General features: G+C 71.0%; 25 protein-coding genes. 13 read left to right on the forward strand and 12 right to left on the reverse strand.

The annotated features are described in order from the left end of the window. On the forward strand, positions 1 to 391 hold a 391-nt coding region (locus ACWDR3_RS14470), incomplete at its 5' end, for an aldo/keto reductase (RefSeq protein WP_450352800.1). On the opposite strand, the gene ACWDR3_RS14475 is transcribed toward ACWDR3_RS14470, so the two are convergent. The 7 genes from ACWDR3_RS14475 to ACWDR3_RS14505 form a co-directional block, all read right to left on the reverse strand. Further along, a complete protein-coding gene (locus ACWDR3_RS14475) occupies positions 384 to 1,214 on the reverse strand; it encodes an NAD(P)-dependent oxidoreductase (protein ID WP_450352801.1) in 831 nt (276 codons plus the stop codon). The two genes, ACWDR3_RS14470 and ACWDR3_RS14475, sit on opposite strands and share 8 nt — an antisense overlap. After that, positions 1,214 to 1,771 (reverse strand): DoxX family protein, encoded by a 558-nt coding sequence (locus ACWDR3_RS14480; protein ID WP_450352802.1) that lies wholly within the window; start codon positions 1,769 to 1,771, stop codon positions 1,214 to 1,216. Before ACWDR3_RS14480 ends, ACWDR3_RS14475 begins: the two co-directional genes overlap by 1 nt. After that, positions 1,768 to 2,697: an alpha/beta hydrolase gene (locus ACWDR3_RS14485; protein ID WP_450352803.1), complete on the reverse strand. Its 930-nt coding sequence runs from the start codon at positions 2,695 to 2,697 to the stop codon at positions 1,768 to 1,770. The genes ACWDR3_RS14480 and ACWDR3_RS14485 overlap by 4 nt, the downstream gene beginning before the upstream one ends. After that, positions 2,694 to 4,340, reverse strand: a complete 1,647-nt coding sequence (locus ACWDR3_RS14490; RefSeq protein ID WP_450352804.1) for a thiolase C-terminal domain-containing protein — start codon at positions 4,338 to 4,340, stop codon at positions 2,694 to 2,696. The genes ACWDR3_RS14485 and ACWDR3_RS14490 overlap by 4 nt, the downstream gene beginning before the upstream one ends. Positions 4,341 to 4,425: 85 nt before the next feature. Continuing rightward, positions 4,426 to 5,859: a cytochrome P450 gene (locus tag ACWDR3_RS14495; protein WP_450352805.1), complete on the reverse strand. Its 1,434-nt coding sequence runs from the start codon at positions 5,857 to 5,859 to the stop codon at positions 4,426 to 4,428. Between the two features lie 16 nt (positions 5,860 to 5,875). Continuing rightward, a complete protein-coding gene (locus tag ACWDR3_RS14500; RefSeq protein WP_450352806.1) occupies positions 5,876 to 6,067 on the reverse strand; it encodes a ferredoxin in 192 nt (63 codons plus the stop codon). Between the two features lie 53 nt (positions 6,068 to 6,120). After that, positions 6,121 to 6,981, reverse strand: a complete 861-nt coding sequence (locus tag ACWDR3_RS14505) for a mycofactocin-coupled SDR family oxidoreductase (protein WP_450352807.1) — start codon at positions 6,979 to 6,981, stop codon at positions 6,121 to 6,123. 275 nt (positions 6,982 to 7,256) lie between these two features. Between ACWDR3_RS14505 and ACWDR3_RS14510 the strand changes: the two genes are divergently transcribed. Further along, positions 7,257 to 8,471, forward strand: a complete 1,215-nt coding sequence (locus tag ACWDR3_RS14510; RefSeq protein WP_450352808.1) for a CaiB/BaiF CoA transferase family protein — start codon at positions 7,257 to 7,259, stop codon at positions 8,469 to 8,471. A 116-nt stretch (positions 8,472 to 8,587) separates the two neighbouring features. After that, on the forward strand, positions 8,588 to 9,874 hold the full coding sequence (locus ACWDR3_RS14515; protein WP_450352809.1) for a M48 family metallopeptidase: 1,287 nt from the start codon (positions 8,588 to 8,590) through the stop codon (positions 9,872 to 9,874). Between the two features lie 44 nt (positions 9,875 to 9,918). Here ACWDR3_RS14515 and ACWDR3_RS14520 read toward each other — a convergent pair whose 3' ends face one another. Continuing rightward, positions 9,919 to 10,839, reverse strand: a complete 921-nt coding sequence (locus ACWDR3_RS14520; RefSeq protein ID WP_450352810.1) for a LysR family transcriptional regulator — start codon at positions 10,837 to 10,839, stop codon at positions 9,919 to 9,921. Between the two features lie 166 nt (positions 10,840 to 11,005). Here ACWDR3_RS14520 and ACWDR3_RS14525 point away from each other — a divergent pair, with 166 nt between their 5' ends. The 3 genes from ACWDR3_RS14525 to ACWDR3_RS14535 all read left to right on the forward strand — a co-directional run bounded on the left by ACWDR3_RS14525 (position 11,006) and on the right by ACWDR3_RS14535 (position 13,961). Then, on the forward strand, positions 11,006 to 12,250 hold the full coding sequence (locus ACWDR3_RS14525) for an MFS transporter (protein WP_450352811.1): 1,245 nt from the start codon (positions 11,006 to 11,008) through the stop codon (positions 12,248 to 12,250). Positions 12,251 to 12,369: 119 nt separating this feature from the next. Then, the gene (locus tag ACWDR3_RS14530; protein WP_450352812.1) at positions 12,370 to 13,206 is read left to right on the forward strand and encodes a TauD/TfdA dioxygenase family protein; all 837 of its coding nucleotides are present in this window, start codon (positions 12,370 to 12,372) and stop codon (positions 13,204 to 13,206) included. Beyond that, positions 13,203 to 13,961: an SDR family NAD(P)-dependent oxidoreductase gene (locus ACWDR3_RS14535; protein ID WP_450352813.1), complete on the forward strand. Its 759-nt coding sequence runs from the start codon at positions 13,203 to 13,205 to the stop codon at positions 13,959 to 13,961. Before ACWDR3_RS14530 ends, ACWDR3_RS14535 begins: the two co-directional genes overlap by 4 nt. A 59-nt stretch (positions 13,962 to 14,020) precedes the next feature. Here the strand turns inward: ACWDR3_RS14535 and ACWDR3_RS14540 are convergent, their stop codons facing one another. From ACWDR3_RS14540 to ACWDR3_RS14550, 3 genes are read right to left on the reverse strand one after another with little or no spacing between them, the layout of a single operon-like run. Next, positions 14,021 to 14,908, reverse strand: coding sequence for an LLM class F420-dependent oxidoreductase (locus tag ACWDR3_RS14540; RefSeq protein WP_450352814.1), 888 nt, complete (start codon positions 14,906 to 14,908; stop codon positions 14,021 to 14,023). Continuing rightward, entirely contained in the window at positions 14,862 to 15,236 is a 375-nt protein-coding gene (locus tag ACWDR3_RS14545) for a hypothetical protein (RefSeq protein ID WP_450352815.1), read from the reverse strand. The genes ACWDR3_RS14540 and ACWDR3_RS14545 overlap by 47 nt, the downstream gene beginning before the upstream one ends. Then, entirely contained in the window at positions 15,233 to 15,952 is a 720-nt protein-coding gene (locus ACWDR3_RS14550) for an enoyl-CoA hydratase/isomerase family protein (RefSeq protein ID WP_450352816.1), read from the reverse strand. Before ACWDR3_RS14550 ends, ACWDR3_RS14545 begins: the two co-directional genes overlap by 4 nt. Before the next feature lie 104 nt (positions 15,953 to 16,056). Here ACWDR3_RS14550 and ACWDR3_RS14555 point away from each other — a divergent pair, with 104 nt between their 5' ends. From ACWDR3_RS14555 to ACWDR3_RS14585, 7 genes are all read left to right on the forward strand, one after another. Next, on the forward strand, positions 16,057 to 17,592 hold the full coding sequence (locus ACWDR3_RS14555; RefSeq protein ID WP_450352817.1) for an AMP-binding protein: 1,536 nt from the start codon (positions 16,057 to 16,059) through the stop codon (positions 17,590 to 17,592). 38 nt (positions 17,593 to 17,630) lie between these two features. Continuing rightward, complete coding sequence (locus ACWDR3_RS14560; RefSeq protein WP_450352818.1) at positions 17,631 to 18,809, forward strand: amidohydrolase family protein; 1,179 nt, start codon at positions 17,631 to 17,633, stop codon at positions 18,807 to 18,809. A 14-nt stretch (positions 18,810 to 18,823) separates the two neighbouring features. Continuing rightward, positions 18,824 to 20,275 carry a FadD3 family acyl-CoA ligase gene (locus tag ACWDR3_RS14565; protein WP_450352819.1) on the forward strand — a complete coding sequence of 484 codons (1,452 nt, stop codon included), beginning with the start codon at positions 18,824 to 18,826 and terminating at the stop codon, positions 20,273 to 20,275. Between the two features lie 56 nt (positions 20,276 to 20,331). Then, the gene (locus ACWDR3_RS14570; protein WP_450352820.1) at positions 20,332 to 20,601 is read left to right on the forward strand and encodes a hypothetical protein; all 270 of its coding nucleotides are present in this window, start codon (positions 20,332 to 20,334) and stop codon (positions 20,599 to 20,601) included. Positions 20,602 to 20,790: 189 nt separating this feature from the next. Beyond that, positions 20,791 to 21,975, forward strand: coding sequence for a CaiB/BaiF CoA transferase family protein (locus tag ACWDR3_RS14575; protein ID WP_450352821.1), 1,185 nt, complete (start codon positions 20,791 to 20,793; stop codon positions 21,973 to 21,975). Between the two features lie 26 nt (positions 21,976 to 22,001). Further along, on the forward strand, positions 22,002 to 23,168 hold the full coding sequence (locus tag ACWDR3_RS14580; protein ID WP_450352822.1) for an acyl-CoA dehydrogenase family protein: 1,167 nt from the start codon (positions 22,002 to 22,004) through the stop codon (positions 23,166 to 23,168). Continuing rightward, complete coding sequence (locus ACWDR3_RS14585) at positions 23,161 to 23,907, forward strand: GntR family transcriptional regulator (RefSeq protein WP_450352823.1); 747 nt, start codon at positions 23,161 to 23,163, stop codon at positions 23,905 to 23,907. Before ACWDR3_RS14580 ends, ACWDR3_RS14585 begins: the two co-directional genes overlap by 8 nt. A gap of 64 nt (positions 23,908 to 23,971) precedes the next feature. On the opposite strand, the gene ACWDR3_RS14590 is transcribed toward ACWDR3_RS14585, so the two are convergent. Next, positions 23,972 to 25,138: an acyl-CoA dehydrogenase family protein gene (locus ACWDR3_RS14590; RefSeq protein ID WP_450352824.1), complete on the reverse strand. Its 1,167-nt coding sequence runs from the start codon at positions 25,136 to 25,138 to the stop codon at positions 23,972 to 23,974. Between the last annotated feature and the right edge of the window lie 84 nt (positions 25,139 to 25,222).

Consider the following 25,222-nt stretch of genomic DNA (forward strand, 5'->3'; position numbering starts at 1 on the left):
GGGCGGCACGGTGCCGCCGCAGGGCGCCTCGCTGGTGCCCGCCGTCAACCAGATCGAGCTGCACCCCGGCCTCCAGCAGAGCGAATTGCGCGCGCTGCATGCCGAGTTCGGGATCGTCACCGAGGCCTGGAGCCCGCTGGCCCAGGGCGCGGTGCTGGGCGAGTCCGCGCTGACCAGGATCGCCGAGCGGCACGGCAAGTCGCCGGCCCAGGTGGTGCTCCGCTGGCACCTTCAGCTGGGCAACGTGGTCATCCCGAAGTCGGTCACGCCCGCTCGTATCCGCGAGAACATCGACGTCTTCGACTTCGTGCTCGCCGACGAGGAGATGGCCGCGATCGCGGAACTGGACCGCGGGCTGCGCACGGGCCCGGACCCCGACACCCTCAACTGACCGGCGAGCGGCCCTGGTTCATCAGATCCAGGGCCGCGTTCGCGGCGGCGGTGACGACGTCCGGCCGGGCCCCCGCCGCCTCGGCGACGTCGGTCACCAGCCGGACGTCCTTGCGCAGCAGGGGTCCGGCGTGGGCGGCGATGCGGTCCAGGGTTCCACCGGCCGACGCGATCCTGGTGAGGGCGAAGCTCGCGCCGCTGCCGTGCGCGACGACCTGGGCGAGCGCGCCGGCGTCCACGGCCAGGTCCCGGCCGAGGGCGAGGGTGTCGGCGGCCGTGGCCAGGTTGGCCGTGAACAGCACGTTGTTCAGGAGCTTGGCGAGCTGGCCGGTACCGAGCGGGCCCATGTGGACGACGGGATCGGCGTAGGTCTCGAACACGGGACGGCAGTAGGCGACCGTGCCCGGCTCTCCCCCGGCCATCACCACCAGGCGTCCCTCGGCCGCCGCTGGCCCGCCCCCGCTGACGGGAGCGTCGATCAGCGTGACGCCGTGGGTCCGGGCCCGGTCGGCGAGGCGTCGGCAGGTGTCCGGGTGGACGGTGCTGTGCACGGCGACCACCCCGCCCTTGCGCAGTCCGGCGAGCACCCCGTGCTCGCCGGTGAGGATCTCCTCCACGTCGGCGTCGTCCACGACACAGACGCAGACCAGGTCGCTGGCTGCGGCCAACTCCGCCGGTGACGAAGCGCGCTTGGCGGGAGTGCCGGCGAAGGGGACCAGAGTCGCGGGGCGGCGGGCCCACAGGGTGGTCTCGTAGCCCGCGTCGACGATGCGGCGGGCCATGGGGCCGCCCTGGCTGCCCAGGCCGATGAATCCGACGCGCATCAGCGTGTCTCCTGTTCATGGGGTGCGGGGGTGGGGGTCGGCTCCGGTTCCGGCTCCCGTTCCGGCGGGTTCGGGCGCCAGCACGTGGCGAGCAGGCCGGTGGTCGCCGCCACGGCCACGCCCAGCGCGATGCCGCCGCCAGCCCAGCCGGTCACGGCGATGCCGGCCGCCTCGTCCACCGAGACGTCCCCCGGACCTAGCACGGCGAGGGCGACGGAGAGGACGGCGAGGGTGAGGACGTACTCGTAGCCCTCTTTGAAGACGAAGAAGCCGTTGGGCCGGTGGGCGAGGAGGCCGGCGATCAGCATCACGGAGATGACGGCCGCGCAGGCCAGCGGGGTGAGCAGGCCCGCCAACAGCAGGGCGCCCGCGCCGACTTCGGTGAGCACGCTCGCCCATGCCTGGAGTGTGCCGTGGCGCAGGCCGAGGCCGGTGAACCAGCGGGCGGTGCCCTCGATACGGCCGCCGCCGCGCCAGTGGTTGAGGCCGTGCGCGATCATGACGGCGCCCAGGACCAGGCGGATCAGCAGCAGCGCGGTGGTGTCGGCGTGGCTCATCCGGCTCTCCCCTGCCGCGAGTTCGCGGCGATGTCGGTCTCGTGGGCCACGGCGCACTCCTCGGCAAAGGACAGCGCCTTCAGGTGGTACGCGCGGGCCGAGTGGCCGAGGCTCAAGTTGTGGCCGCTGTCCGGCTGTTCGTTGGCACGCACCCGGGGTGCGGCGGTGAAGAGGGAGGCGATGTCGGCCAGTGCCTCGGGTCCTGAGCTCCACACCTCCTCGTGGTCGCCCAGGCTGAACTGCACGGGAACCCTTACGCGGGCGGCCAGTTCGGGGAACTCGTGGCGCCAGCCGCGCGCCGCCGACTCGTACTCGGGAGAGGCGGCGGCGATGCTCGCGCCGCCCAACACATCCGGTGGGTAGAGGTGGTTGGGTCCCCAGAGCACCTTCCAGAGCAGCGACCGGGCCCGCCCGGCAGGGCGCAGTTCCTCGTCGTTCAGCTCCAGGAAGCCGGTGGAGCGGGGGTGGTGGTGCCGGCCGGTGCCGGCCAGCTCCAGGCCCAGGAGTTCGTGGCCCCGCGCGTCGGCGGCCATCCGTACGGCGAGCTCGCTGCCCGCGGAGTGGGCCAGGACGAAGACACCGGCACCGCGCGGGCGCGTGGCCAACAGCCGGTCCAGGACGCCGAAGGTGAGGGCCACCCGGCGTGCGGGGTCGGTGAGTTGGCGCGCGTCGGGCAGTGAGGCGCCGTAGCCCGGGCGGTCGAGGGCGAGGACGGAGAAGCCGAGCGCGGCGCCGGTGCGCAGCAGCGAGAGCCGCGGGTGTCCCGGGCAGTCGAAGTACGTCGACCGAGTCCCGCCGCCGTGCAGCGCGAGGACGACGGCACGCGGATCGGTGACCCAACTCGCCCTGTACGAGAGAGAGATGCCGTCGATGTCGACGACACCGGGCACGACGGACGCGTCTCCGTCCTCCGCCGGCCGTGTCACGTGTCCGTCCTGAGGAGGATGACCCCGCTGGGCGTGAGACCGCCCGAACTGACGACCGCGACCCGGGCGTCGGGGACTTGGCGGGCCCCGGCCGTGCCTCGCAGTTGGACGATCGCCTCGTGGACGAGGCCCATGCCATGGGTGCGTCCGTGCGAGAGCTGGCCGCCGTGGGTGTTGAGGGGCAGTACGCCGTCCCGTGCGATGTTCTTTCCTCCGTCCAGGAAGTCCTTCGCCTCGCCGATGCCGCAGAAGCCCAACGCCTCTATCCAGGACAGGCAGTTGAAGGTGAAGCCGTCGTAGAGCTGGGCCACGTCGACGTCGGCGGGGCGCAGTGAGGTGCGGGTCCACAGGTGGGCGGACTGGCCGATGACCTGGGGTTCGTGGGTGAGGGTGCTCTGGTCCCATTCGAGACGCTCGGTGATCTGCGTGCCCACGGCCTCGACGAGGACGGGGGGTTGGGCGAGATCGCGGACGGTGTCGACGGCCGAGACGATCACGGCGACCGATCCGTCGCAGGGGACGTCACAGTCGTAGAGCCCGAAGGGCGTGGTGATGGGCCGCGCTTGGAGGTAGTCGTCCATCGTCATCGGGTCGCGGTAGATCGCCGTGGGGTTGAGGGCGGCGTTGGCGCGCTGGTTGAGGGCGATCCAGCCGAGGGTCTCGCGGCTGGTGCCGTAGCGGTGGAAGTGGCGTTGGGCGTTCTGGGCGAGGGTGTGGGCGGCGGAGACCGCGCCGAAGGGCTTGAGCCAGCCGGGGTCGGAACTGCTCGGCGCCGGGATCCTGCCCTGTTTCACCAACTCGCCGTACGTGGACTCCCATACGGTGCGGAAGCAGAGCACGTGCCGGGCGAGTCCGCCGGCCACGGCCAGCATCGCGGCGATGAGCGAGCCGCCGGGGCCGAAGGTCTCGCCGCCGCCGTTGTACCAACTGGGCCTGATGCCGAGGGCGGATTCCAGCGCGGTGACGCCCCCTTCCGCGAAGCCGCCGTACGCCCCGGCTCCGGGGTAGGTGGACAGGCCGTCGATGTCGTCGAGGGTGAGTCCGGCGTCGGCAACCGCCGCCTCGCAGGCCTCGACGGTGAGGGAGAGCGGCTGGACCATCAGACGGCGGCCGAGCCGTGAGCTGCCGATGCCGGTGATCGCGACCTTGTCCTCGAACTTGTCGAGTGTGGCCATGGGCCGGGACCTGGGCGGTGGCCCGTCCTCGGGGAGCGGTGCCGGGTCGCCCTGCTCGGCCGCGGGGCGGAACAGCGGCAGCCATACGTCGTCGCCGACGGGCTCGAAGACGACCTCCATCCGCATGCCGAGGGCGAGTTGGCCGGAGTCGCACTCGACGGCGTTGGTGGTGAGCCGGACCCGGGGGTCGTCTTCGAGGGCGACCTGGGCGACGACGTACGGCGCCGGCAGGCCGGGCAGGGCGAAGCGGTGGTTGACGGTGAAGCCGATGAGGGTGGCGCGGCCGGAGACGGCCCGGACGCCCAGGTCGTGGCCCCGGCAGTAGCGGCACACGGGCTGGGGCGGATGGATCAGGGAGGCGCACGAGGCGCACTCCTGTATCCGCAGCCGTCCGTCCGCCCCCGACGTCCAGAAGAACTCGTTCTGGTCGGTGATCAGGGGGACGGGACGTCCCGGTGCTCCGGCCACCTGCGCTCCTTGGTCTCTCGGCCTGCGTCGCTCGGCCTGTTTCTCTCGGCCCGGGTCTCAGCGGATTCGTCCGTCGGCCCGTGTCTCAGCGGGCGATCCGTGCCTGTCCCGCCCGGACCGTGACCGGCTCGGCCAACCGCTGCTCGTCGCAGGCGCGTTGGAGGATCTCCAGGGTCTCGTCGAGCGGTGGGCCGAGCCGCTTGCCGGGGGTGAAGGTCGCCGGGAGGTGGCGCATGCCCTGGATGATGCCGATGGTCTCGTAGTGGACGGTGCCGGCCGGGTCGCAGCGGAAGTCCGGCATCCGGTCGAGCACGGCCGTCACCATCCGCTTGAACACGGTGCGCGCGACGTTCGAGCCGATGCAGCGGTGGATGCCGAGGCCGAAGCTGCTGTGCCGGTTGCCCCTGCGCTCCAGGTCGACCCGGTCGGGGTCGGGGAAGACGGCCGGGTCCCGGTTGGCCATCGCCCAGGACAGCCACAGGCGTTCGCCCTCCTTGAACTCCTGTCCGGCGATCTCGCAGTCGGCGGAGAACGTACGGCCGTCGCCCGGTGCCGGCGTGAAGATGCGCAGGAACTCCTCGGTGGCCGAGTCCAGGAGGGTGTCCCGCTCGCTGCTGAGCCGGTCGCGCTCAGCGGGGTTGTCCGACAGCCATTCCAGGGCGTGCGCGGTGAGCGCCGTGGTCGTGTCGAAGCCGCCGCCGATCAGCAGGGCGAGGACGCCGACCAACTCCAGGTCGGGCGGGGTCTTTCCGTTGATCTCGGCCCGGGCCAGCGCGTCGATCAGGCCGGGCCTGGGGTTCTCGCGGATCTCCACGAGGGACATGTACAGGGACTGGCCCATGGCGCGGCTCAGGTCCGCGACCCGAGGCATGTCAGGTGAGTTGGGCGGGGTGTAGACCGAGGCGTGGGCGGGCTCGTTGTAGACGGTCCAGTCCTTGAGCGGGATGCCCATCATCGCGAGCGTGAGGACGGCCGGCACCACGTTGGCGAGGTCGTCGACGAAGTCGATGCGGCCCTCCTCGATCTTCGCGTCGAGACAGGCGCGGACCACCTCGTCGACGACGGGGATCCAGCGGGCGACGGCCGCCGGGGAGAGGTAGGGGTTGAGCGTCTGGCGGTAGTAGCGCTGTTCGGGCGGGTCCATCTCCAGGAATCCGCCCTGCACTTCGCGGGCGCGGGGCGGCGAGGGGATGGTGATGCCCTTGTAGCCGCGCCGGATGCCCTGCACGTCGTGGTCGTTGGACAAGTACTCGGCGGAGCGCGCCAGTTCGAAGACCTCGCGGTTGCCGCTGGCGACCCAGTGGCCGCCGTGGGTGTCGGTCCAGGCGATGGGGCACTTGCCGTGCAGTTCGTGGGTGATCTCCTCGAACCGGTGGCGGTATTCGGGGGTGTGCCGGTCGAAGTGCACCCGGTCCTTCTTGCGCTCGTCGTCCCTCTCGGGATCGTGGTCCTGCTCGCGCCCGTCGGCGTTCTCGCGCTCGTCGTCCGTCTCGTGCTCGTCGTCGGCGGCCTCGCTCATGGGTTCCGCCCTCCCTTCAGAACAGCTGGATGGCTCGTTCCGGGCAGGAGTGCGCGGCTTCCCGCACCTCCGCTTCCTGGTCGGCCGGGACTTCTTCGCTGACGGCCGAGGAATGGCCGTCGATCTCGTCGAGCTCGAACGCCTTCGGAGCGATCATGGCGCAGAGCGTGTGGCCCTGGCAGCGCTCCGGGTCGACCCGGACCTTCACGTCTTCAACTCCCTCTGTTTCTGGATGACTTGACCTCACCGGTCGACTTCGGCTCACTTGCGCCAGTCGTACCACTTGAGGTAACCGCCGGCGTCGACGCGCAGTTGGGTGCCGGTGATGTAGCGGGCCTCGTCGGAGGCGAGGAAGAGCACCGCGTTGCTGATGTCGACCGGTTCGACGAACGAGACCGGCATGGCCTGCTGCACGGAGAAGGCGGGCTCGGCGTCCTGCCGGGTGGGGCGTTCGAGGTCGGGCCGGAAGGACTTGTACATCGGCTCGCTCTGGAGCATGCGGGTGTCGACGTTGGTGGGGTGGACGACATTGGCGCGCTGGTTCAACGGGGCGAGGTTGCGGGCGAGTTCGTGCACGTACTCCGACAGGGCCCGCTTGGCGAACGCGTAGCCGGAGCCGCCCGGGTTGGCGCCGGGGGTGTCGACGATGCCGTGTTCCATGAGGGCGGCGGTCGAGCCGGTGGCGATGACCGAGGCGCCCTCGCGCAGGTGCGGCAGGGAGATCTGGATGGCGTTGATGGTGCCGATCAGGTCGACGTCGATGGCGTCGCACCAGGCCTGCAGCTTGGGCTCGCCGTGCAGCGGGGCGATGCCCGCCTGGGCCACCACGATGTCCAGGCCGCCGAGTTCGGCGAGCCCGGCCGCCAACGCCTCGCGCAGTTGCGCCGAGTCGCGTACGTCGGCCTCGCGGGCGACGATCCGCCGGCCGCGCTCCTCCACCAGCCGGGCCGTCTCCTTCAGGTCCTCGGGGGTGGCCATGGGGTAGCAGACCGTCTCGAAGTCGCGGCAGATGTCCACCGCGATGATGTCGGCGCCCTCCTCGGCCAGCCGTACGGCGTGGCTGCGCCCCTGTCCGCGCGCGGCGCCCGTGATGAACGCGACCTTGCCCTCGACTCGTCCCATGGCGGGGTCCTTTCCTGTCCTGTCGCAGTTGGCAAGAATCACCCTTCCGAATGCGAGAACCATACTTTCAACGACGCGTCGGCCGGAAGGCCCGTGTCCGGACTTTGTGTCATCGCGCGAGGCTTTGGGAAATGCCCCGCTCGGGTCGTGACGGACCCCTGGTGCCACGATAGGGTTCTCGCCTGAATACTCACGCGATCTCAGCTTGAGAGAACCTCATTTCCACACGATGTGGAGGAGTTCATGGAGCGCAAGACCTTCGGAGAGGTGGTCGCATGAGTGGCGACGGGCCGCTCGCCGGGATCCGGGTGCTGGAAGTGGCGATGTACGGGTTCGTGCCGTCCGCCGGTGCCGTGCTCGCCGACTGGGGCGCGGACGTGGTCAAGGTCGAGCACGCGGTCACCGGCGATCCGCAGCGCGGGCTGCGGCAGACCGGCACGTTCAAGGTCGAGGGCGACCCCAACCCCAATGTGGAGCACGCCAATCGGGGCAAGCGCAGCATCGGCCTCGACATGGCCCGGCCCGAGGGCAAGGAGGTGCTGTACGAGCTGACCCGGCGTTCGGACGTCTTCCTGACCAGCTTCCTTCCCTCGGCCCGGCGGAAGTTCGGCATCGACGTGGCCGACATCCGCGAGGTGAACCCGGACATCGTGTACGCCCGCGGCAGCGCGCTCGGTCCGCGGGGCCGGGAGTCGGACCGGGGCGGCTACGACATGACGGCGTTCTGGGCGCGGGCCGGCACCGCGGCCAGTCTGACGCCGGCCGGCACCGAGGGCATGATCACCCCGCCCGTGCCCGCCTACGGGGACACCATCTCCGGCACCAACCTCGCCGGGGGCATCGCGGCGGCCCTGCTGAAGCGCGAGCGCACCGGCGAACCGTCCGTCGTGGACGTGTCGTTGCTCGGCAGCGGCGTCTGGGCCATGGGCCACGGCATCGCGCTCTCCCTCCACCTGGACCGGAGTTGGGTCGCCGCGCCGCCCGGGACCCACAACTCCCCCGCCAATCCGCTGACCAGCCTCTACCGCACGGCCGACGGCCGCTATCTGTCGCTCGTCATGCTCCAGCCGGGAAAGTTCTGGGCCGACGTGTGCCGTCACCTCGACCGGCCCGAACTGGCCGAGGACCCGCGCTTCGCCACCGCCGAGCAGATCGCCGCCAACACCGAGGAAGCGGTCAAGATCCTCCGCGAGGTGTTCGCGACCCGCACGCTCGCGGAGTGGACGGAGCGGCTCGCGACCCTGGCCGGGCCGTGGGCGCCCGTCCAGGACTCGGTGCAGGTGGGCGTGGACGCGCAGGTCAGGGCGAACGAGTACATCCTGCCCGCCGGCGAACTCGAACTCGTAGCCAATCCGGTCCAGTTCGACGTCACGGCCCCGCACCTCGGCCCGGCCCCCGAGTTCGCGGCACAGACCGAGGAGATCCTGCTGGAACTGGGGCTGGACTGGGAACGGATCCTGGAGTTGAAAGCGGCGGGGGCGGTGACGTAGAGGCCGTCGCCGTACGCCTGGACGGTCTCGTTGGATCCGCAGTCCCTCCGTGTGATCAGATCGGCCGCGTACCGGCAGGTAGCGGCTCGGGGAGGGTCGCGGAGGGGGAGACCGTGATGCCCGATATCGCCAGAGAAACGACACAGTCGTGCCCGGAGTGCGGAACGGAGATCCGAGGCGACGGCCGGTTCACCGTCTGGTGCGCCGACTGCGACTGGAACGTGGACCCCGAGGAGTCACGACCGGACACCGGACGGCTGGACCGGGCCGAGCGGGCCCTGGCCCGACGACATGGCGAGCAGTTGCTCGCCGAGATGCTGAGCGGGCGTGAAACGCGCCCGCGGCGCGATGCCTCGGCGGTGGCGGCCACCGCGCTCGCCCTGACCGTGCACGGCGTCACCCTCGCGCTCGCCGTCGGCGGCGTCTGGTGCCTGGTGGCGGGCTGGGGTGGCATCGGCGTCGTGGCGGGTCTGGTGCTTCTGGTGCTGGCCTGGGCGCTCGCGCCGAGGGTTCGCCGCCTGCCCGACGACCGGCCCGTGCTGTTCGCGGCCGACGCGCCCGAACTGTTCGCCCTGGTGGACGAGGTGGCGCGGGCGGTCGGCACCCGGAGCGTGCACGCGATCGCCGTGGACGGGAGCATCAACGCGGCCGTCACGACGTACGGTGTCCGGCGTCGGCGGCTGCTGGTGCTGGGTATGCCGCTGTGGGAGGTCCTCACGCCCGGGGAGCGGATCGCGCTGCTCGGCCACGAGCTGGCCCACTACGCCAACGGCGACACGCGCAACGGGCTGGTGGTGGGCAGCGCGATGCGGACCCTGTCCCTCTGGCACCACACCTTCCAGCCGATTCCGCACCCGTCCGCGATCGAGATGGCCGTCAACGCCCTCTACGTGGTGCCACGCCTGCTGGTCCGAGGGGCGCTGGTGTTGCTCGTCCGGTTGACGTCGCGGGCCGGGATCCGGGCCGAGTACCTCGCCGACCGGCTGGCCGCCCGCACCGCTTCCACTCAGGCCGCCGTGGGCCTCATGGACCGGTTGCTCATCACTGATTCGCTCGGCGTCCTGCTGCGCAGCGAGGCCAACCGTGCCGCCCTCGCCGGGTCGAGGTCCGTCCGGGCGGCCACGGCCCGGGCCGACGAACTGTGGGGGCTGCTCACCGCGTACGCGGAGTCCGTCCCCGAGCACGAGTACGAACGGCAGCGGCGTGCCGGAGCCCGGCGCGGGCACCAGATCGACGCCACCCATCCGCCGACCCATCTGCGGCGCGCCTCCCTGCTCGTCGGGGAGCCTGTGACGGCGGCGGTGCTGCCGCAGGCCCGCCGGACCGAGCGGATCGCCACGGAACTCGCCACGGCCCGCACGGAGGTGGCCCGGCGCCTGCTGCGCGACGGCCCGGAGGACTGAGCCTCACGGGCCGCCCCGGCCGCGTCCAGGGAGCAATGCCCGTGTCAACGCGCCCACTTCGGCGTCCACAGGTCGCCGTCCGTGCGCGCGACGCCGAGGTGGGTGCGGAGCAGGGTGAGGGTGGGGTGCGGGTTGTCGGTGCGCCACAGGAGCGAGTGCGGGTACGCCGGTGTCGGGCCGTGCAGCGGGATGCGCCGCAGGTCGTGGTCGGCGGGCCAGACCATGCGGGTTCCTTCGCCGACGAGGGTCGCCAGGTGCGGGGAGTCGGCGATCGTGTCGAGGAGCGGCTCGGTGCCGAAGTCGGGGCCCGTCACCTCGATGGTGAGTCCGAAGGCGGTGGCCAGGTCGTCGTAGAAGACGGCCCATTCGGTGCCGGCGACATTGCCGGGCATCCAGATCCGGTGCCCGGCCAGCCGCGCCGGGGTGACCTCGCGGGCGGCGGCGAGTGCGTGCCGCGGGCCGGTGAGCAGTTGGAGCGGCTCGTGGTGGACGCGGGCGGCCGAGATGCCGTCGGGCAGTTGCCGTGCCGGGCGGGTGAGCGCACGGAACGACGCGTCTACGGTGCCCGAGCGGACCGCGGCGATCGCCGCCTCGGCGTCGAAGAGGGTCACGACGTCCAGGGCGGTCTCGGGGTGGGCCCGGTGGAAGTCCCGTAGGAGGTCGGCGGGTGCGAGCCGGCGTCCGATCACGTCGACCCGGAGCGCGCGCCGGCCGGGTTGCACCGAGGCCGCGGCCCGCTCCTCGGCGCGCAGCAGGTCGCGGGCGTGCGGCAGGAAGACCTGCCCGTCCACCGTGAGGACCGCTCCACGCGCTGTGCGGGTGAACAGCCGCACGGCCAGTTCCCGCTCCAGCGCGGCGACCCGCTTGGAGACCGCCTGCTGGGTGATCGACAGGGAGAGCGCGGCCTCCCGGAACTGTCCGGCGTCGGCGACGGCCACGAAGGTGCGTACGGCATCGAGATCCACGGGGTCAGTTCTACCGCCACCTCCAGGGCTCCTCCGCCCCTTCCGGGGCGGCCGCGCGCGACAACTGCCCGTTGTCGAGTGCCGGGCAGGATGGTTGTTTGATCCGTTGCCGCTCGCCCGCTTTGATGTGCGGGTCGGCAACGGGTGGGAGGGGTTGTTCGTGGTCATGGGGGACAGACGGTCGCTGGGGCGGCGGTTCCGGTGGTTGTGGGCGGCGTACGCCGTCAGCTCGCTCGGCACCTGGCTCGCCTTCGACGCGTTCGCCTTGATCGCGGTGCTGGTCCTGCATGCCGGGCCCACGGAGGTGTCGATCCTGGCGGCGGCCGGGCTGGCGGTCGGGGCGGCCGTGGCGGTGCCGCTCGGGCCCTGGATGGAGTTCCGGCGCAAACGGCCCGTGATGATCGCGATGGACCTGGTCCGGTGCGGGGCGCTGCTCACGGTGCCGGCCGCCTACGCGTTCGGCGCGCTCACCTTCGTACAACTTCTGGTTGTGGCGGTTCTCACCGCGGCGGCCGACATCAGCTTCACCGCGGCCAGTGGGGCCTATCTGAAGGCCCTGGTGCCACCGGAGGATCTGCTCGTCGCCAACAGCCGTTTCGAGGCGACGATGTGGACCACGACCGTGCTCGGTCCGCCGCTCGGCGGGGCCGCGATCGGGTTGTTCGGCCCGGTGCTGACGGTGCTGACGAACGCGGTCAGCTTTCTCCTGTCGGCGGTGGGGCTCCGTGCGATCGGCGGCAAGGAGCAGCCACCCGCACCGGCCGACGGGCGGGCGTCGGCGGGTGGTCTGCTCGACGGGTGGCGGTACATCCTGCGCCACCCCGATCTGCGCCCGCTGTTCTTCAACACGGTCCTCAACAACGGCCTGATCATGGCCGTCTCGCCGCTGCTCGCGGTCCTGATGGTCGGCGATCTCGGGTTCCCGCCCTGGCAGTACGGTCTCGCCTTCGCCGTGCCCTGTCTGGGCGGCCTTCTCGGCTCGCGGATCGCCCGCCCGCTCGTCGCCCGCTTCGGCCGACGGCGCGTCCTGCTCACCTCCGGGACGCTGCGCGCCTGTTGGCCGGTCGGGCTGGCCTTCATCGGGCCCGGTGTGCCCGGACTGGCTCTCGTCATGGGTGTCGAGTTCGGGTTGATCGTCTGCTCGGCGGTGTTCAACCCGGTGTACTCCACCTTCCGCCTGGAACGGACGGCGAACGATCGGATCGCCCGTACGCTCTCCGCCTGGTCGGTCACCAGCAAGGCCACGATCGCGGCGCTGACCGCGCTGTGGGGCCTCCTCGCCGGCGTCATCGGCATCCGCCCCGCGATCGCGCTGGCCGGCGTACTGCTGCTGGCGACACCGCTGTTGCTGCCGCGCGGCGGCCGGGAACCGGCGGCGCGGGAGGCCGAGGCGGCGCCCGCTTCGCCGTGACAGGAGTCGCTACGCGCGCATAGCGCGGCTGGGCGCTCGCGGGGTAATCTGACGCTTCGGAAACGTCGTTCTCCATCTCAGAGAATCTCCCTGGCGAATTTGAGAGAAGGGCCTCAGCGATGGCAGTCACCGTCACCGAACTCACCCCCACCACCGGCGTGGAGATCTCGGGCCTGTCCGGGAGCCGACTGGTCGACCCGGGGGTCGCGGCGGAGTGTCGGTCCGCGCTGGAGCGGCGCGGGGTGGTGATCTACCGCGAGGCCGACGTCGACGACGACGAACTGGTCGCTTTCAGCCGCCTGTTGGGCGATGTCGTCCCGCTGCCGATGGGCGGTCACGCCACCCATCCGGAGATCCAGCGGATCACCCGCGACCCGTCGAAGAGCCCGCTGGCCGCCTACCGCGAGTCGACCTTCCACTGGCACATCGACGGGACGACGGAGGAAGTACCCAACAGGGCAACGCTGTTGACGGCACGTCAGATAGCGGACGACGGCGGGGGCGACACGGCGTTCGCCAACACCTTCGCCGCGTACGAGGCACTGTCCGAGACGGAGCGGAAGGAACTGGACGGCGTACGGGTCGTGCACAGCTTCACCGCCTCGCAGTTGCTGGTCACCCCGGACCCCTCGCCGAAGGAGCGGGCCGCCTGGGACCGCAACCCGGCCCGCGAACACCCCCTCGTCTGGACCCGGCGCACCGGCCGCAAGTCCCTGCTGATCGGGGCCACGGCCGGCGAGGTGGTCGGCCGCGAGGCGAAGGAGGGCCGGGAACTGCTCGACCGGCTCCTCGACTGGGCCACCCGGCCGGAGTTCACCCTCCGCCACCGCTGGCGCCAGGGCGACCTCGTCATCTGGGACAACACCGGCATGCTGCACCGTGCCCTGCCCTACGGCGAGGCCTCCGCCCGGCTGATGCACCGCACCTCCCTGGCGGGCGAGGAGGAGGTGGCATGAGCGAGCGACGCACCGCGATCGTCACGGGCGGCGGATCGGGCATCGGGCGCGCGATCGCGCAGCGGCTCGCGGAGGACGGATTCGCCACCGCCGTACTGGACTTGAACGCGGACTCGGCCGAGCGGGTCGCCGATGAGTCACGGCAGAAGGGGCACGAGTCGGTCGCCTTCGGGGGCGTCGACGTGTCCGACCGCGCGCAGGTGAACGCGGCGGTGCAGCGGGTGCGCGACACGCTGGGCGGTCCGGTGGTCGTGCTGGTCAACAACGCCGGGGTGAGCGGCTTCGACCCGTTCCTGAAGATCGCCGACGAGACCTGGGACCGGATCATGGCCGTGAACCTCAACGGCCCGTTCTACTGCTGCCAGGCGGTCGTGCCGGACATGAAGGAAGCCGGGTGGGGGCGGATCGTGAACATCTCGTCGTCCAGCGCCCATTCGGGGCAGCAGTTCATGACGCACTACGTGGCGTCCAAGGCAGGGCTGGTCGGCTTCACCAAGTCCCTCGCGCTGGAGCTCGGTCCGGCGGGCATCACCGTGAACACCATTCCGCCCGGCTTCGTCGACACCCCGATGCTGCGCGCCTCGGAGGAACGCGGCCTGCTCGGCGGCTCGGTGGACTACCACGCGGAGCGCACTCCGGTACGGCGGCCAGGGCGGCCGGAGGACATCGCCGCCGCGTGCGCGTTCCTGGTGTCGGAGGAGGCCGGCTACATCACCGGGCAGGTGCTCGGCGTCAACGGGGGGCGCAACACCTGACGTTCAGCGGAGGTCCGGGGCCTCGGGGTGCGGAAGCAGACCCTCCGTGTCTCACCGCGTCACCGCAGACAGGTCGAGCCGAAGCTGTCCAGGAATTCCAGCGTGGCTGAAGCCGACCGCGCCGGGCACGACACCACCGTCCACGTGACACCGACCTTCTCCAATTCGGCGAACGCCTCCCGGTGGCGGTCGGACTCGACGGCCGGTTCGACTTCGCCGTAGGAGTGGACGACGTCGATCCCGTCGGAGCGCCCGGCCGCCGCTTCACGCAACTCGGCTATCTGCACCGCCAGTTCGGCCACCGACCCGAGCACCGGTGTCCGGGCCGTGGCGCTCAGCTGCGCCCCTCCGGACATCGGCATCCAGCCCTGGGCCCGCTCCGCGACCCGGCGTCGGCTCAGCTTCGAGTTGCCGCCGATCCAGACCGGGATCGGCCGCTGCACGGGCCGCGGCCGGGCGATCACGTCTCGGGCGCTGAAGTGTCGTCCCTGGTAACTGAATTGCTCGCCGCTCCAATGCAGCGGAAGGACGTCCAGGACCTCGTCGAACAAGGCATTGCGTTCGTCCATGTCGACGCCCAGGGCGTGGAACTCGCTCTTCTGGTAGCCCGCGCCGAGCCCGAGGATCAGGCGTCCGCCGGAGAGCTTGTCGAGGGTGGCGGCTGCTTTGGCGAGGAGGAACGGGTTGCGGTACGGGGCGACCGCCAAGTACGTGAGCAGACGCAGGCGTTCGGTCGTGGCGGCCGCGTAGGCGAGCGCGACGAAGGGGTCGAGGGTCTGGTGGCCGCCGCTCGCGAGCCAGCGGGCGCCCGGCACCGGGTGTTCGCTGAGCGACAGCCCGTCGAAACCGGCCCGCTCGGCCGCGGCGGCGACCTGGTGCAGGGGGCCGGCGTCGAGCACGTCACCGTCGGTTCCGGTCGTCTCCGGGTAGTGGAAGATGAAGCGCATCGGTCACCTCCGTGGCCGCTCGGCGAGTGCGGGCGGCGCCTTGTGGAGGGTTCATGCTCTCGCGGGTCGCCCGAAGTTCCACCGCCCTGGGAGCGAACACCTCATCGGCGAGGGGGACTTGGCCTGGATCGATGGCCTCCTTGCCGTCGAAACCGGGCACAATCCCCCTGTCCAGGGCATAGCGCGCAACCGTCACGACGTCGATGATGTCGTCGTGACACCAGGGAGTGTCGAGGCCGTTGATACGGACGGCGCGGACCGTCGGACCCCACCCAAGGCCCGTCAGGGCTCCGAGGGCGATGGACCGCGCCTCCTCCTGGGCGTTCACCTCCGACGGGCCGTGAGACGCTCCGCCGCAGCCCAGTGCGCGTCCGCCGCCCACAGCCGCGCGAAGGCACGCACGGCGTCATCCGCCGAACCGCCCCCGCCGACCACACGTTTCACCTCGCCGGCCGGCCCGCTCGCCAAGGACCGGGCCAGCGCGCGCCAGCCCTCTTCGAAGGCGGGTCGCGGCAACACCCGGTCGATCAAGCCGAGTTGCCGAGCCTCGTCAGCATCGAGGACCATCCCGGACCCCGCGAGCATCAGGGCGCGCCCCCTCCCGACCAGGGCCGCGAGCCGCTCCGCGCCGCCCCACGCCGGCATGATCGCGAGCGTCACCTGGTTGAAGCCGATCCTGATGTCGTCCGCGGCCACCCGGATGTCGGCGGCGACGGCGACCTCGGCACCGCCGCCCAGGGCATGCCCGTTGAGCGCGGCGACCACCGGTGCGGGGAAGTCGGCGACGCGGTCGCAGATGCCCCGCATCCGCCACGCCATCGCCGCCGCGTCCTCCTCGGTGCGGATGGCGGCCAGTTCCTTGAGGTCGCCGCCGGAGACGAACGCCTTGTCCCCCGCTCCCCTGATCACCAGGGCCAGTGCGCCCGCCGCCGCGTCCAGCGCCTTCTCCAACTCGTCCATCGTGGCGAGCGAGATGGCGTTGCGGGCGTGGGGGCGGTCGATCGTGAGGACGGCCAGGCCGTCGTCCAGTTCGAGGTCGATCACGCGATTCCCCCCGAGGGATATTGGCATTCTCCAAATCCGAGAATAGCGTATGCGCCGCCGATCGCCACCTCGAAGAGCCGCCCGCGTACGGAGGTAGCACCCACATGCGAAAGATCCCCGCCGAGCTGGTCGAACGCTACGAAACCGAGGGCTGGTGGACCCGGGACACGATCGGGGAGCTGCTGGCCCGCGGCCTGGCCGACGCGCCGGACGTCCGGTTCCAGGTGCACTCCGCCGTCCGCCCCTGGTCCGGCACCTTCCAGGACGTCGAACGGATCGCCCGCAGGCTGGCCGGCGGACTGCGCGAGCGGGGCGTGGGCCCCGGCGACACCGTCGCCTTCCAGCTGCCCAACTGGATGGAGGCCGCCGCGGTCTTCTGGGCCTCGGCCCTGCTCGGGGCGGCCGTCGTGCCGATCGTCCACTTCTACGGGCGCAAGGAGGTCGGTTACATCCTCAGCGCCGTACGACCGAGTGTCTTCGTCACGGCAGAGCGGTTCGGTCACCTGGAGTTCCAGCCTGACCTGTGCGCGGACGTGCCCGTCGTGGGCGTGGTCGGCCGCTACTTCGACGAGCTGCTCAGCGACACCCCGCTCACCGGCACACTCCCCGCCGACCCGACGGGCCCCGCTCTGATCGCCTTCACCTCCGGCACGACCCGCGACCCCAAGGGCGTCGTGCACAGCCACCAGACGCTCGGCCACGAGACCCGTCAACTGGCCGCGAGCTACCCACCCGACCGCGGCGACCAGCTCACCGCCGCGCCGGTCGGCCACTTCATCGGCATGGTCAACGCCTTCCTGATCCCGGTCCTGGACGGCACTCCGGTCCACCTCACCGACGTATGGGATCCGGGCCAGGCGCTCCGGCTGATGACCGGCCACGGGCTCCACATCGGCGGCGGCGCCCCGTACTACGTCACCAGCCTCCTCGACCACGCCGACTTCACCACCGACCATCTGCGCTTCATGCGGTACGCGGGACTCGGCGGGTCGTCGGTCCCGGTCGCCGTCACAACGCGCCTGGCCGGCCTCGGGATTCACGTCTTCCGTGCCTACGGCAGCACCGAGCACCCTTCGATCACGTCGTCCGGGCATTCGGCTCCCGAGGCCAAGCGGCTGTTCACGGACGGGGACGCGCTGTCCGGGGTGGAGATACGGCTCGCGGCGGACGGCGAGATCCTCAGCCGGGGTCCCGATCTCTGCCTCGGCTACACCGACGCGGCCCTGACGGCTTCGGTGTTCGACGACGAGGGCTGGTACCACACGGGCGACATCGGCGTGCTGGACGAGGACGGCTATCTGACCATCACCGGCCGCAAGTCCGACCTGATCATCCGGGGCGGCGAGAACATCAGCGCGGTCGAGGTGGAGGACGTGCTGCTCAGGCTGCCCGGCGTCGCGGAGGCCGCGGTCGTCGCCGCGCCCGACGCCCGGCTCGGCGAACACGCCGCCGCGTTTCTGCGGATGCTGCCCGGGCACCCCGTACCCACACTCGACGAGGTGCGCGCGCACTTCCAACAGGCCGGTCTGGCCCGGCAGAAGTGGCCCGAGGAGCTGCACGAGGTCGAGGAGTTCCCACGGACGGCGAGCGGCAAGGTGCAGAAGTTCCGGCTCCGTCAGGACATTGCCGTACGCACGTGAAGAGAATACGATTCTCTCAATTCGCAAAGGAGGGTCTCATGTCGTCGCGTGCTCTGCCGTATCCGCTCTTCGACGCGGACAACCACCTGTACGAGACCGAGGAGGCGCTCACCAGGCACCTCCCGAAGCAGTACGCGAGTGCGATCCAGTACGTGCAGGTGAAGGGCCGTACGAAGATCGCGATCCGGGGTCGGATCAGCGACTACATCCCGAACCCCACCTTCGAGGTGGTCGCCCGGCCGGGCGCGTGGGAGGACTACTTCCGCAACGGCAATCCGGAGGGCAAGTCGCACCGCGAGCTGTTCGGCGAGCCGATGCGGTCGATCCCCGCGTTCCGCGAACCGGGGCCGCGGCTGGAGTTGATGGACGAGCTGAGCATCGGACGGACGCTGATGTTCCCGACGCTGGCCAGCCTGATCGAGGAACGCATGCGGGACGACCCGGAGTTGATCCATGTGGTCGTGCACGCGCTCAACCAATGGCTGTACGAGACCTGGCAGTTCAACTACAAGGACCGGATCTACACCACCCCGGTGATCAGCCTGCCGATCGTGGAGAAGGCGATCGAGGAGCTGGAGTGGTGCCTGGAGCGCGGGGCACGGGTCATCCTCGTACGCCCCGCGCCGGTGCCCGGGTTCGGCGGGTCGCGCTCGTTCGCGCTGCCGGAGTTCGACCCGTTCTGGAAGCGGGTGGAGGAGGCCGGGGTGCTGGTCGCCATGCACTCCTCCGACAGCGGCTACTCCCGGTACGCGAGCGACTGGGAGGGCCGGCAGCAGGAGATGACCCCGTTCCAGGCGCAGGTCTTCCGGATGCTGGGCGAGTGGCGGCCGGTCACCGACGCGGTGGCCTCCTGGGTCTGCCACGGCGCGCTGTTCCGGTTCCCGGAGCTGAAGGTCGCGGTCATCGAGAACGGCTCCTCCTGGCTGGTGCCGCTGCTCGACCAGCTCACCGACATCTACAAGAAGCAGCCCAAGGGCTTCCTCGGCGACCCGGTCGAGGAGGTCAAGCGGCGCATCCACATCAGCCCGTTCTGGGAGGAGGACATGGCCGCGCTCTCCGGGATCGTCGGGGTGGAGCGCGTGCTGTTCGGCTCCGACTACCCGCACCCGGAGGGCCTCGCGGACCCGGTCTCCTACATCGACGCCCTTAAGCGCATGGACCCGGCCGACCAGGCCAAGATCATGGGCGGCAACCTCGCCCGGCTGATCGACGCGTGAGAGCCGATCGACGCATGACGATCGATCGGCACGGGGCATGGGAGACCATCCCCGAGATGGTGCTCAGCGCGGCCGACCGCTTCGGTGACGCCGAAGCGGTCGTCGACGGACCGCTCCGGCTCACCTTCGCCCAACTCGTCGAGCGGGTAAGGGTGGCGGCGGGCGCGTTCGCCTCGCTGGGGGTCGGGAAGGGCGACCGGGTCGCGATCTGGGCGGCCAACTCGGCCGAGTGGATCGTGGCCGCGTTCGGGCTGCTGACCGCCGGGGGCGTGCTGGTTCCGGTCAACACCCGGTTCAAGGCCGAGGAGGCGCACGACATCGTCGTACGCGGCGGCGCCAAGGCCGTCCTGGTCCAACAGGGCTTCCTGGGGCTGGAGTTCACCGGGCCGCCGGGGGTTCCGGTGATCGACCTCAAGTCGGACTTCCTCGCGAGCGGTTCGCCGTTCGAGTGTCCGGTGGCCGGCGATGACGTGGCGGACATCGTCTTCACCTCGGGCACGACCGGGCGCCCCAAGGGCGTACTGATGACGCACGCGCAGACGCTGCGGCTGTACGCCGAGTGGTGCGATCTGGCCCAACTGCGGCAGGGCGACCGTTACTTGATCGTCAACCCGTTCTTCCACATCTTCGGCTACAAGGCCGGCTGCGTGGCATCCCTCATCCGGGGCGCCACCATCCTGCCCGTCCCGGTCTTCGACGTGGACCTCGTGCTCGATCTGGTGGAGCGCGAGCGGGTGACGATGCTGCCAGGCCCGCCGACGCTCTACCACTCCCTCCTGGAGGCGCAGTTGAAGGGTGGCCGGGACCTGTCCTCGTTGCGTACGGCGGTCACCGGCGCCGCCGACATCCCGGTCGAACTCATCCGCAGGGTCCGCGAGGAGCTGCCGTTCCGGTCGATCATGACGGGCTACGGTCTGTCCGAGGCCGGCACGGTCACCGCCTCCCGCCCGGGCGACACCTTCGAGGACATCGCCACGACCGTCGGCACGCCCTGCGACGGCGTCGAGATCCGGATCGCCGGCGACGGCGAGGTGCTGGTGCGCGGGTACACCGTGATGCGCGGCTACCTCGACGACCCGGCCGCGACGGCCGAGGCGATCGACCCGCACGGCTGGCTGCACACCGGTGACCTCGGATCCCTGGACGAGCGGGGGCACTTGAGGATCGTCGGCCGCAAGAAGGACATGTTCGTCGTCGGCGGCTTCAACGCCTACCCGGCCGAGATCGAGGGCTTCCTGCTCAAGCATCCCGCGGTGGCGCAGGTCGCGGTGATCGGCGTACCGGACGAACGGATGGGCCAGGTGGGCAAGGCCTTCGTGGTCCGGCACGGCCAGGTGTCGGCGCAGGAGCTCATCGACTGGAGCCGGGAGCACATGGCCGGGTTCAAGGTGCCCCGGACCGTGGAGTTCCGCGAGGAGTTGCCGCTGACCGCGACGGGCAAGGTGTTGAAGGACCGATTGCGATGAGGGACGAGGACGGACGGGAGCGGAGCGCCGCTCCCGCGGAGGAACGGAGATCCACCGTGACGACGACAAACCACGAGGCCGGCCCGACGGCTCGGTTGCCCCTTGCCGGCATCGAGCGCCTGGACGACGTGATCATCGCCCTCCTGGCCCGCCGCCGCGCGATGGCCCAGGAACTCCCGCCCCCGGCCCGCTCCCGCGCCTCGGACCCGGACTTCGCGGAGACCGTACGCGGCATGACGGACCGCTACCGCCAGGAGCTGGGCGGCGCGGGCGAACTGGTCGCGCGTGCGGTGATGGTGCTGTGCGATCCCAGCCGGGAGTCCTGACCCTGCGGTCTCGCACGCCGTGCGCGGCACCGGGCGCCCTCGTCCACTCGACGGGCTCCGGTGCCGCATCGATGTGTACAAAGGCGTCCCAACGTTGACACCTTCGCGTATTTGGCCGTACAAATCTGCGCAGAGGAGACAAGGCCGTCGCCCGCGGCCCGGGACGTACCAGGACCAGGAGGCACGACCGTGCAGCAGCTCCCCCTGTCCGGCATCACGGTGGTCAGCCTGGAACAGGCCGTGGCCGCGCCCTACACCACCCGGCAGCTGGCCGACCTGGGCGCCCGCGTGATCAAGATCGAGCGGCCGGGCGAGGGGGACTTCGCGCGGCGCTACGACACCACCGTGCACGGCCACTCCAGCTACTTCGTCTGGCTCAACCGCTCCAAGGAATCCCTGACCCTGAACGTCAAGGACCCGCGCGGCCGGGAGATCCTGCACCAACTCCTCGCCGGCGCCGACGTGTTCGTGCAGAACCTCGCGCCGGGCGCCGCCGACCGTCTGGGGCTCGGCGTCGACGTCCTCACCGAGCGGTACCCGCGGCTGATCCCGTGCACGATCTCCGGCTACGGCACGGACGGGCCGTGGGCCGACCGCAAGTCGTACGACCTGCTGGTGCAGTCCCAGACCGGCCTGGTCTCGCTGACCGGCACCCACGACGAGACCGCCCGGGTCGGGATCTCCGTCGCCGACATCGCCGCCGGGATGTACGCCTACACCGGCGTCCTCACCGCCCTCTACACCCGGGCCACCACTGGCCGGGTGCACCCCGTCGAGGTGTCCCTCTTCGAGGCGCTCGCGGAGTGGGTGAGCCAACCCGCCTACTACACCCGCTACGGCGGCACCCAGCCCGCCCGTCTCGGCACCCAGCACGCCACGATCGCCCCGTACGGCGCTTTCCCGACCGCCGACGGCAGACAGGTGTTGTTCTCCATCCAGAACGAGCGCGAGTGGGCGATCCTGTGCGAACGGTTCTTGCTGCGGCCGGAGTTGACGGACGACCCGCGTTTCGCCACCGGTCCCGACCGGGTCGCCCATCGCGCGGAACTCAACGCGATCGTCGCCGACCGGTTCGCCCGCTCCGACGCCGAGGAGCTCCTCAAGGACCTCGATGCGATGGGCATCGCCGGTTCGGGGGTCAACGACATCGCCGCGTTCCTGGACCATCCGGTGCTGTCGGGCCGCGACCGCTGGCGGGAGGTCTCGGTGCCCGGCGCCACCGTGCAGGCGCTGGTGCCGCCCGCCGATCTCGCCGGGGTGCCCGTGCGCATGGATCCCGTCCCGGACGTCGGCGAGCACACCGAGGCGATCCTCACCGACCTCGGCCGCAGCCGCGACGACATCGAGGCGCTGCGCGCCGACGGCGTCGTCTGACCACCGCCGAACTGGAGGGCGACCCGATGAGCGTTCTGGACATCCTGTCCGACGACGAGCGGCTGATCGTGCGGACCGTGCGCGAGTTCGTCGACAAGGAAGTCAAGCCCGTCGTCCGGGAGTTGGAGCACGCGGGCACCTATCCGGAGCTGCTGATCGAGCGGATGAAGGAACTCGGCGTCTACGGCCTGGCGATTCCGGAGGAGTACGGCGGCACCCCTGTCTCCACCCCCTGCTTCGTCCTCGTCACCGAGGAACTCGCGCGCGGCTGGATGAGCCTGGCCGGCGCGATGGGCGGACACACCGTCGTCTCCAAACTCGTGCTCCTGTACGGCACCGAGGAGCAGAAGCGACGCCACCTCCCGCGGCTCGCGACCGGCGAGGTCCGCGCGACCATGGCGCTGACCGAGCCCAGCGGCGGCTCCGACCTCCAGGCGATGACGACCGTCGCGCGCCGTGAGGGCGACGAGTACGTCGTCAACGGGGCCAAGACCTGGATCACCAACTCCCGCCGCGCCGGCCTGATCGCGCTGCTGTGCAAGACCGACCCGGCCGCCGAACCACGCCACAAGGGCATCTCCGTCCTGCTGGCCGAGCACGGCCCCGGCCTGATCGTCTCCCGCGACCTGCCCAAGCTCGGCTACAAGGGCGTGGAGAGCTGCGAGCTGTCCTTCGAGGACTACCGCGCCCCTGCGGACGCCCTGTTGGGCGGCGTCGAGGGTGCGGGCTTCGGCCAGATGATGAAGGGCCTTGAGACCGGACGGCTCCAAGTCGCCGCCCGTGCGCTGGGCGTGGGCCGCGCGGCCCTGGAGGACTCGCTGCGCTACGCCCAGGAAAGGGAGTCGTTCGGCAAGCCGATCTGGCGCCACCAGTCGATCGGCAACTACCTCGCCGACATGGCGACCAAGCTCACGGCCGCCCGCCAGCTGACGCTGCACGCCGCCCGGGAGGCCGACGCCGGGCGCCGGGTGGACATGGAGGCGGGCATGGCCAAGTTGTTCGCGTCGGAGACGGCCATGGAGATCGCGCTCAACGCGGTCCGGATTCACGGGGGTTACGGCTACTCCACCGAGTTCGACGTCGAGCGGTACTTCCGAGACGCGCCGCTGATGATCGTCGGCGAGGGCACCAACGAGATCCAACGGAACGTGATCGCGGCCCAGTTGGTGGCGAGAGGCGGGCTCGATGGCTGAGCGGACGCAGCGGGAGAGCACGTATCTCAGACTCGCGCGCGAGCTGCGGACGGCGATCCTGCGCCACGACTTCCCCGACGGGGTCCGGCTGCCCACCGAGGCCGAACTCGCCGAGCGGCACGAGGTGAGCCGGCAGACCGTGCGGCGGGCCTTCCAGGACCTGGTGGCCGAGGGGCTGGTCCACCGGGTGCCGGGGCGCGGGACGTTCGCGATGCCCCGCGAGGAGCAGTACCTGCGCCAGTTCGGCTCGGTGGACGACCTGATGGGGCTGTCCATCGACACCCGCATGGACGTCGTCACTCCCCTGCACGCCCGGGTCGACGTCGACGCGGCGGGCCGGCTCGGCCTCAACACCGACCGGGTGCACAAGCTGTCCTTCCTGCGGCTCCACGACGACGTGGCGTTCTGTCACACCTCCGTCTGGCTGCCGCCCGCCGTCGGCCGGTTGCTGGAACCGGTGCCGGAACTGGCCTCGCCTGGCACGCCGAACGCCTTCACCGTCATCGGGCTGCTCGACCAGCGGCTGCCCGAGCCGATCGCGGAGGCCGAGCAGAGCATCACCGTCGCCGAGGCCACCGCGGAGATCGCCGAGCACCTGGGCTGCGCACCGGGCCGAGCGCTCCTGCGCATCGACCGCGTCTACCAGTCCGGCACCGGGCAGGTCGTCGAGCTGGCCATCAGCCACTTCCTGCCCGAGCACTACTCGTACCGCGTGCGGTTGCGGCGCAACGACCGCTGACGTGGTGTCGCCGGCGCGGTGTCTCTGGCGCGATCCAGCAGAGTCGTCCGCCTCAGGAGCAGAGTCAGTACGACCTGGGCAGTCCCAGCACGTGCTGGGAGACGTAGTTGAGCACCATCTCCTGGCTGATCGGGGCGAGTCGCAGCAGCCGTGACTCCCGGAAGTACCGCTCGACGTGGTACTCGCGGGCGTAGCCCATCCCGCCCAGCGTCTGCACGGCCCGGTCCGCGGCCTGGAAACCAGCGTCCGCGCAGAGGAACTTGGCCATGTTGGCCTCGCGTCCGCAGTCCAGGCCGCGGTCGTAGCGCCAGGCGGCGTTGCGGGCCATCAGGCGGGCCGCGTCGAGGCGGGTGAGGGCCTCGGCCAGGGGGAAGGCGATGCCCTGGTTCTGGCCGATCGGGCGGCCGAAGACGACGCGGTCGCGGGCGTAGCGGGTGGCCGCGTCGAGGGCGGCCCGGCCGAGGCCGAGCGCTTCGTGGGCGAGCAGGATGCGCTCGGGGTTGAGGCCGTCCAGCAGATAGCGGAAGCCCTCGCCCTCCTCTCCGATCCGGGCGCTCGCCGGGACCCGCAGGCCGTCGATGAAGATCTCGTTGGACGCGACGGCGTTGCGGCCCATCTTGGGGATGGGCCGGATGTCCATGGCGGTGCGGTCGACGTCGACCAGGAAGACCGAGATCCCCTTGGTCGGCTTGTCCACCTCCTCGCGCGGGGTGGTACGGGCCAGCAGAACCATCTTCTGCGAGTCCCCGGCCTTGGTGATCCAGATCTTCCGGCCGTCGACGATGTAGTGGTCGCCGTCGCGGCGGGCGAACGTGGAGATGCTCGTGGTGTCGGTGCCCGCGTCGGGCTCGGTCACGCCGAAGCAGACGTGCAGCTCGCCGGTGGCGGCGTGCGGGAGGACCTCGCGGCGCAACTGCTCGCTGCCGTGCCGGGCGAGGACGTTGAGCCCGAAGATCGTCAGGTGCATGGTGGAGCAGCCGTTCATGCCGGCGCCCGAGGCGGCGACCTCCTCCAGAAGCAGCGAGGCCTCCAGGACACCCAGTCCCCCGCCGCCGTACTCCTCGGGAACGGCGATGCCGAGCCAGCCGGCCTTGGCGAAGGCGTTGTAGAACTCCCAGGGGAACTCCGCCCGTTCGTCCTGTCCGGCCCAGTACTCGGGCCCGAAGGAGGCCGCCAGCTCGCGGACGCCCCGGCGGATGTCCTCCTGCTGCTCGGTCAGCTCGAAATCCACGAAGCCCCCTGGCAAACGATTCTGGGAACGGCTGTGGAGAATGTGATTTCCCCATGGGTAGAATACTGTTCGCAGCCGAGGGGC

Source organism: Streptomyces sp. NPDC001002 (assembly GCF_053599215.1).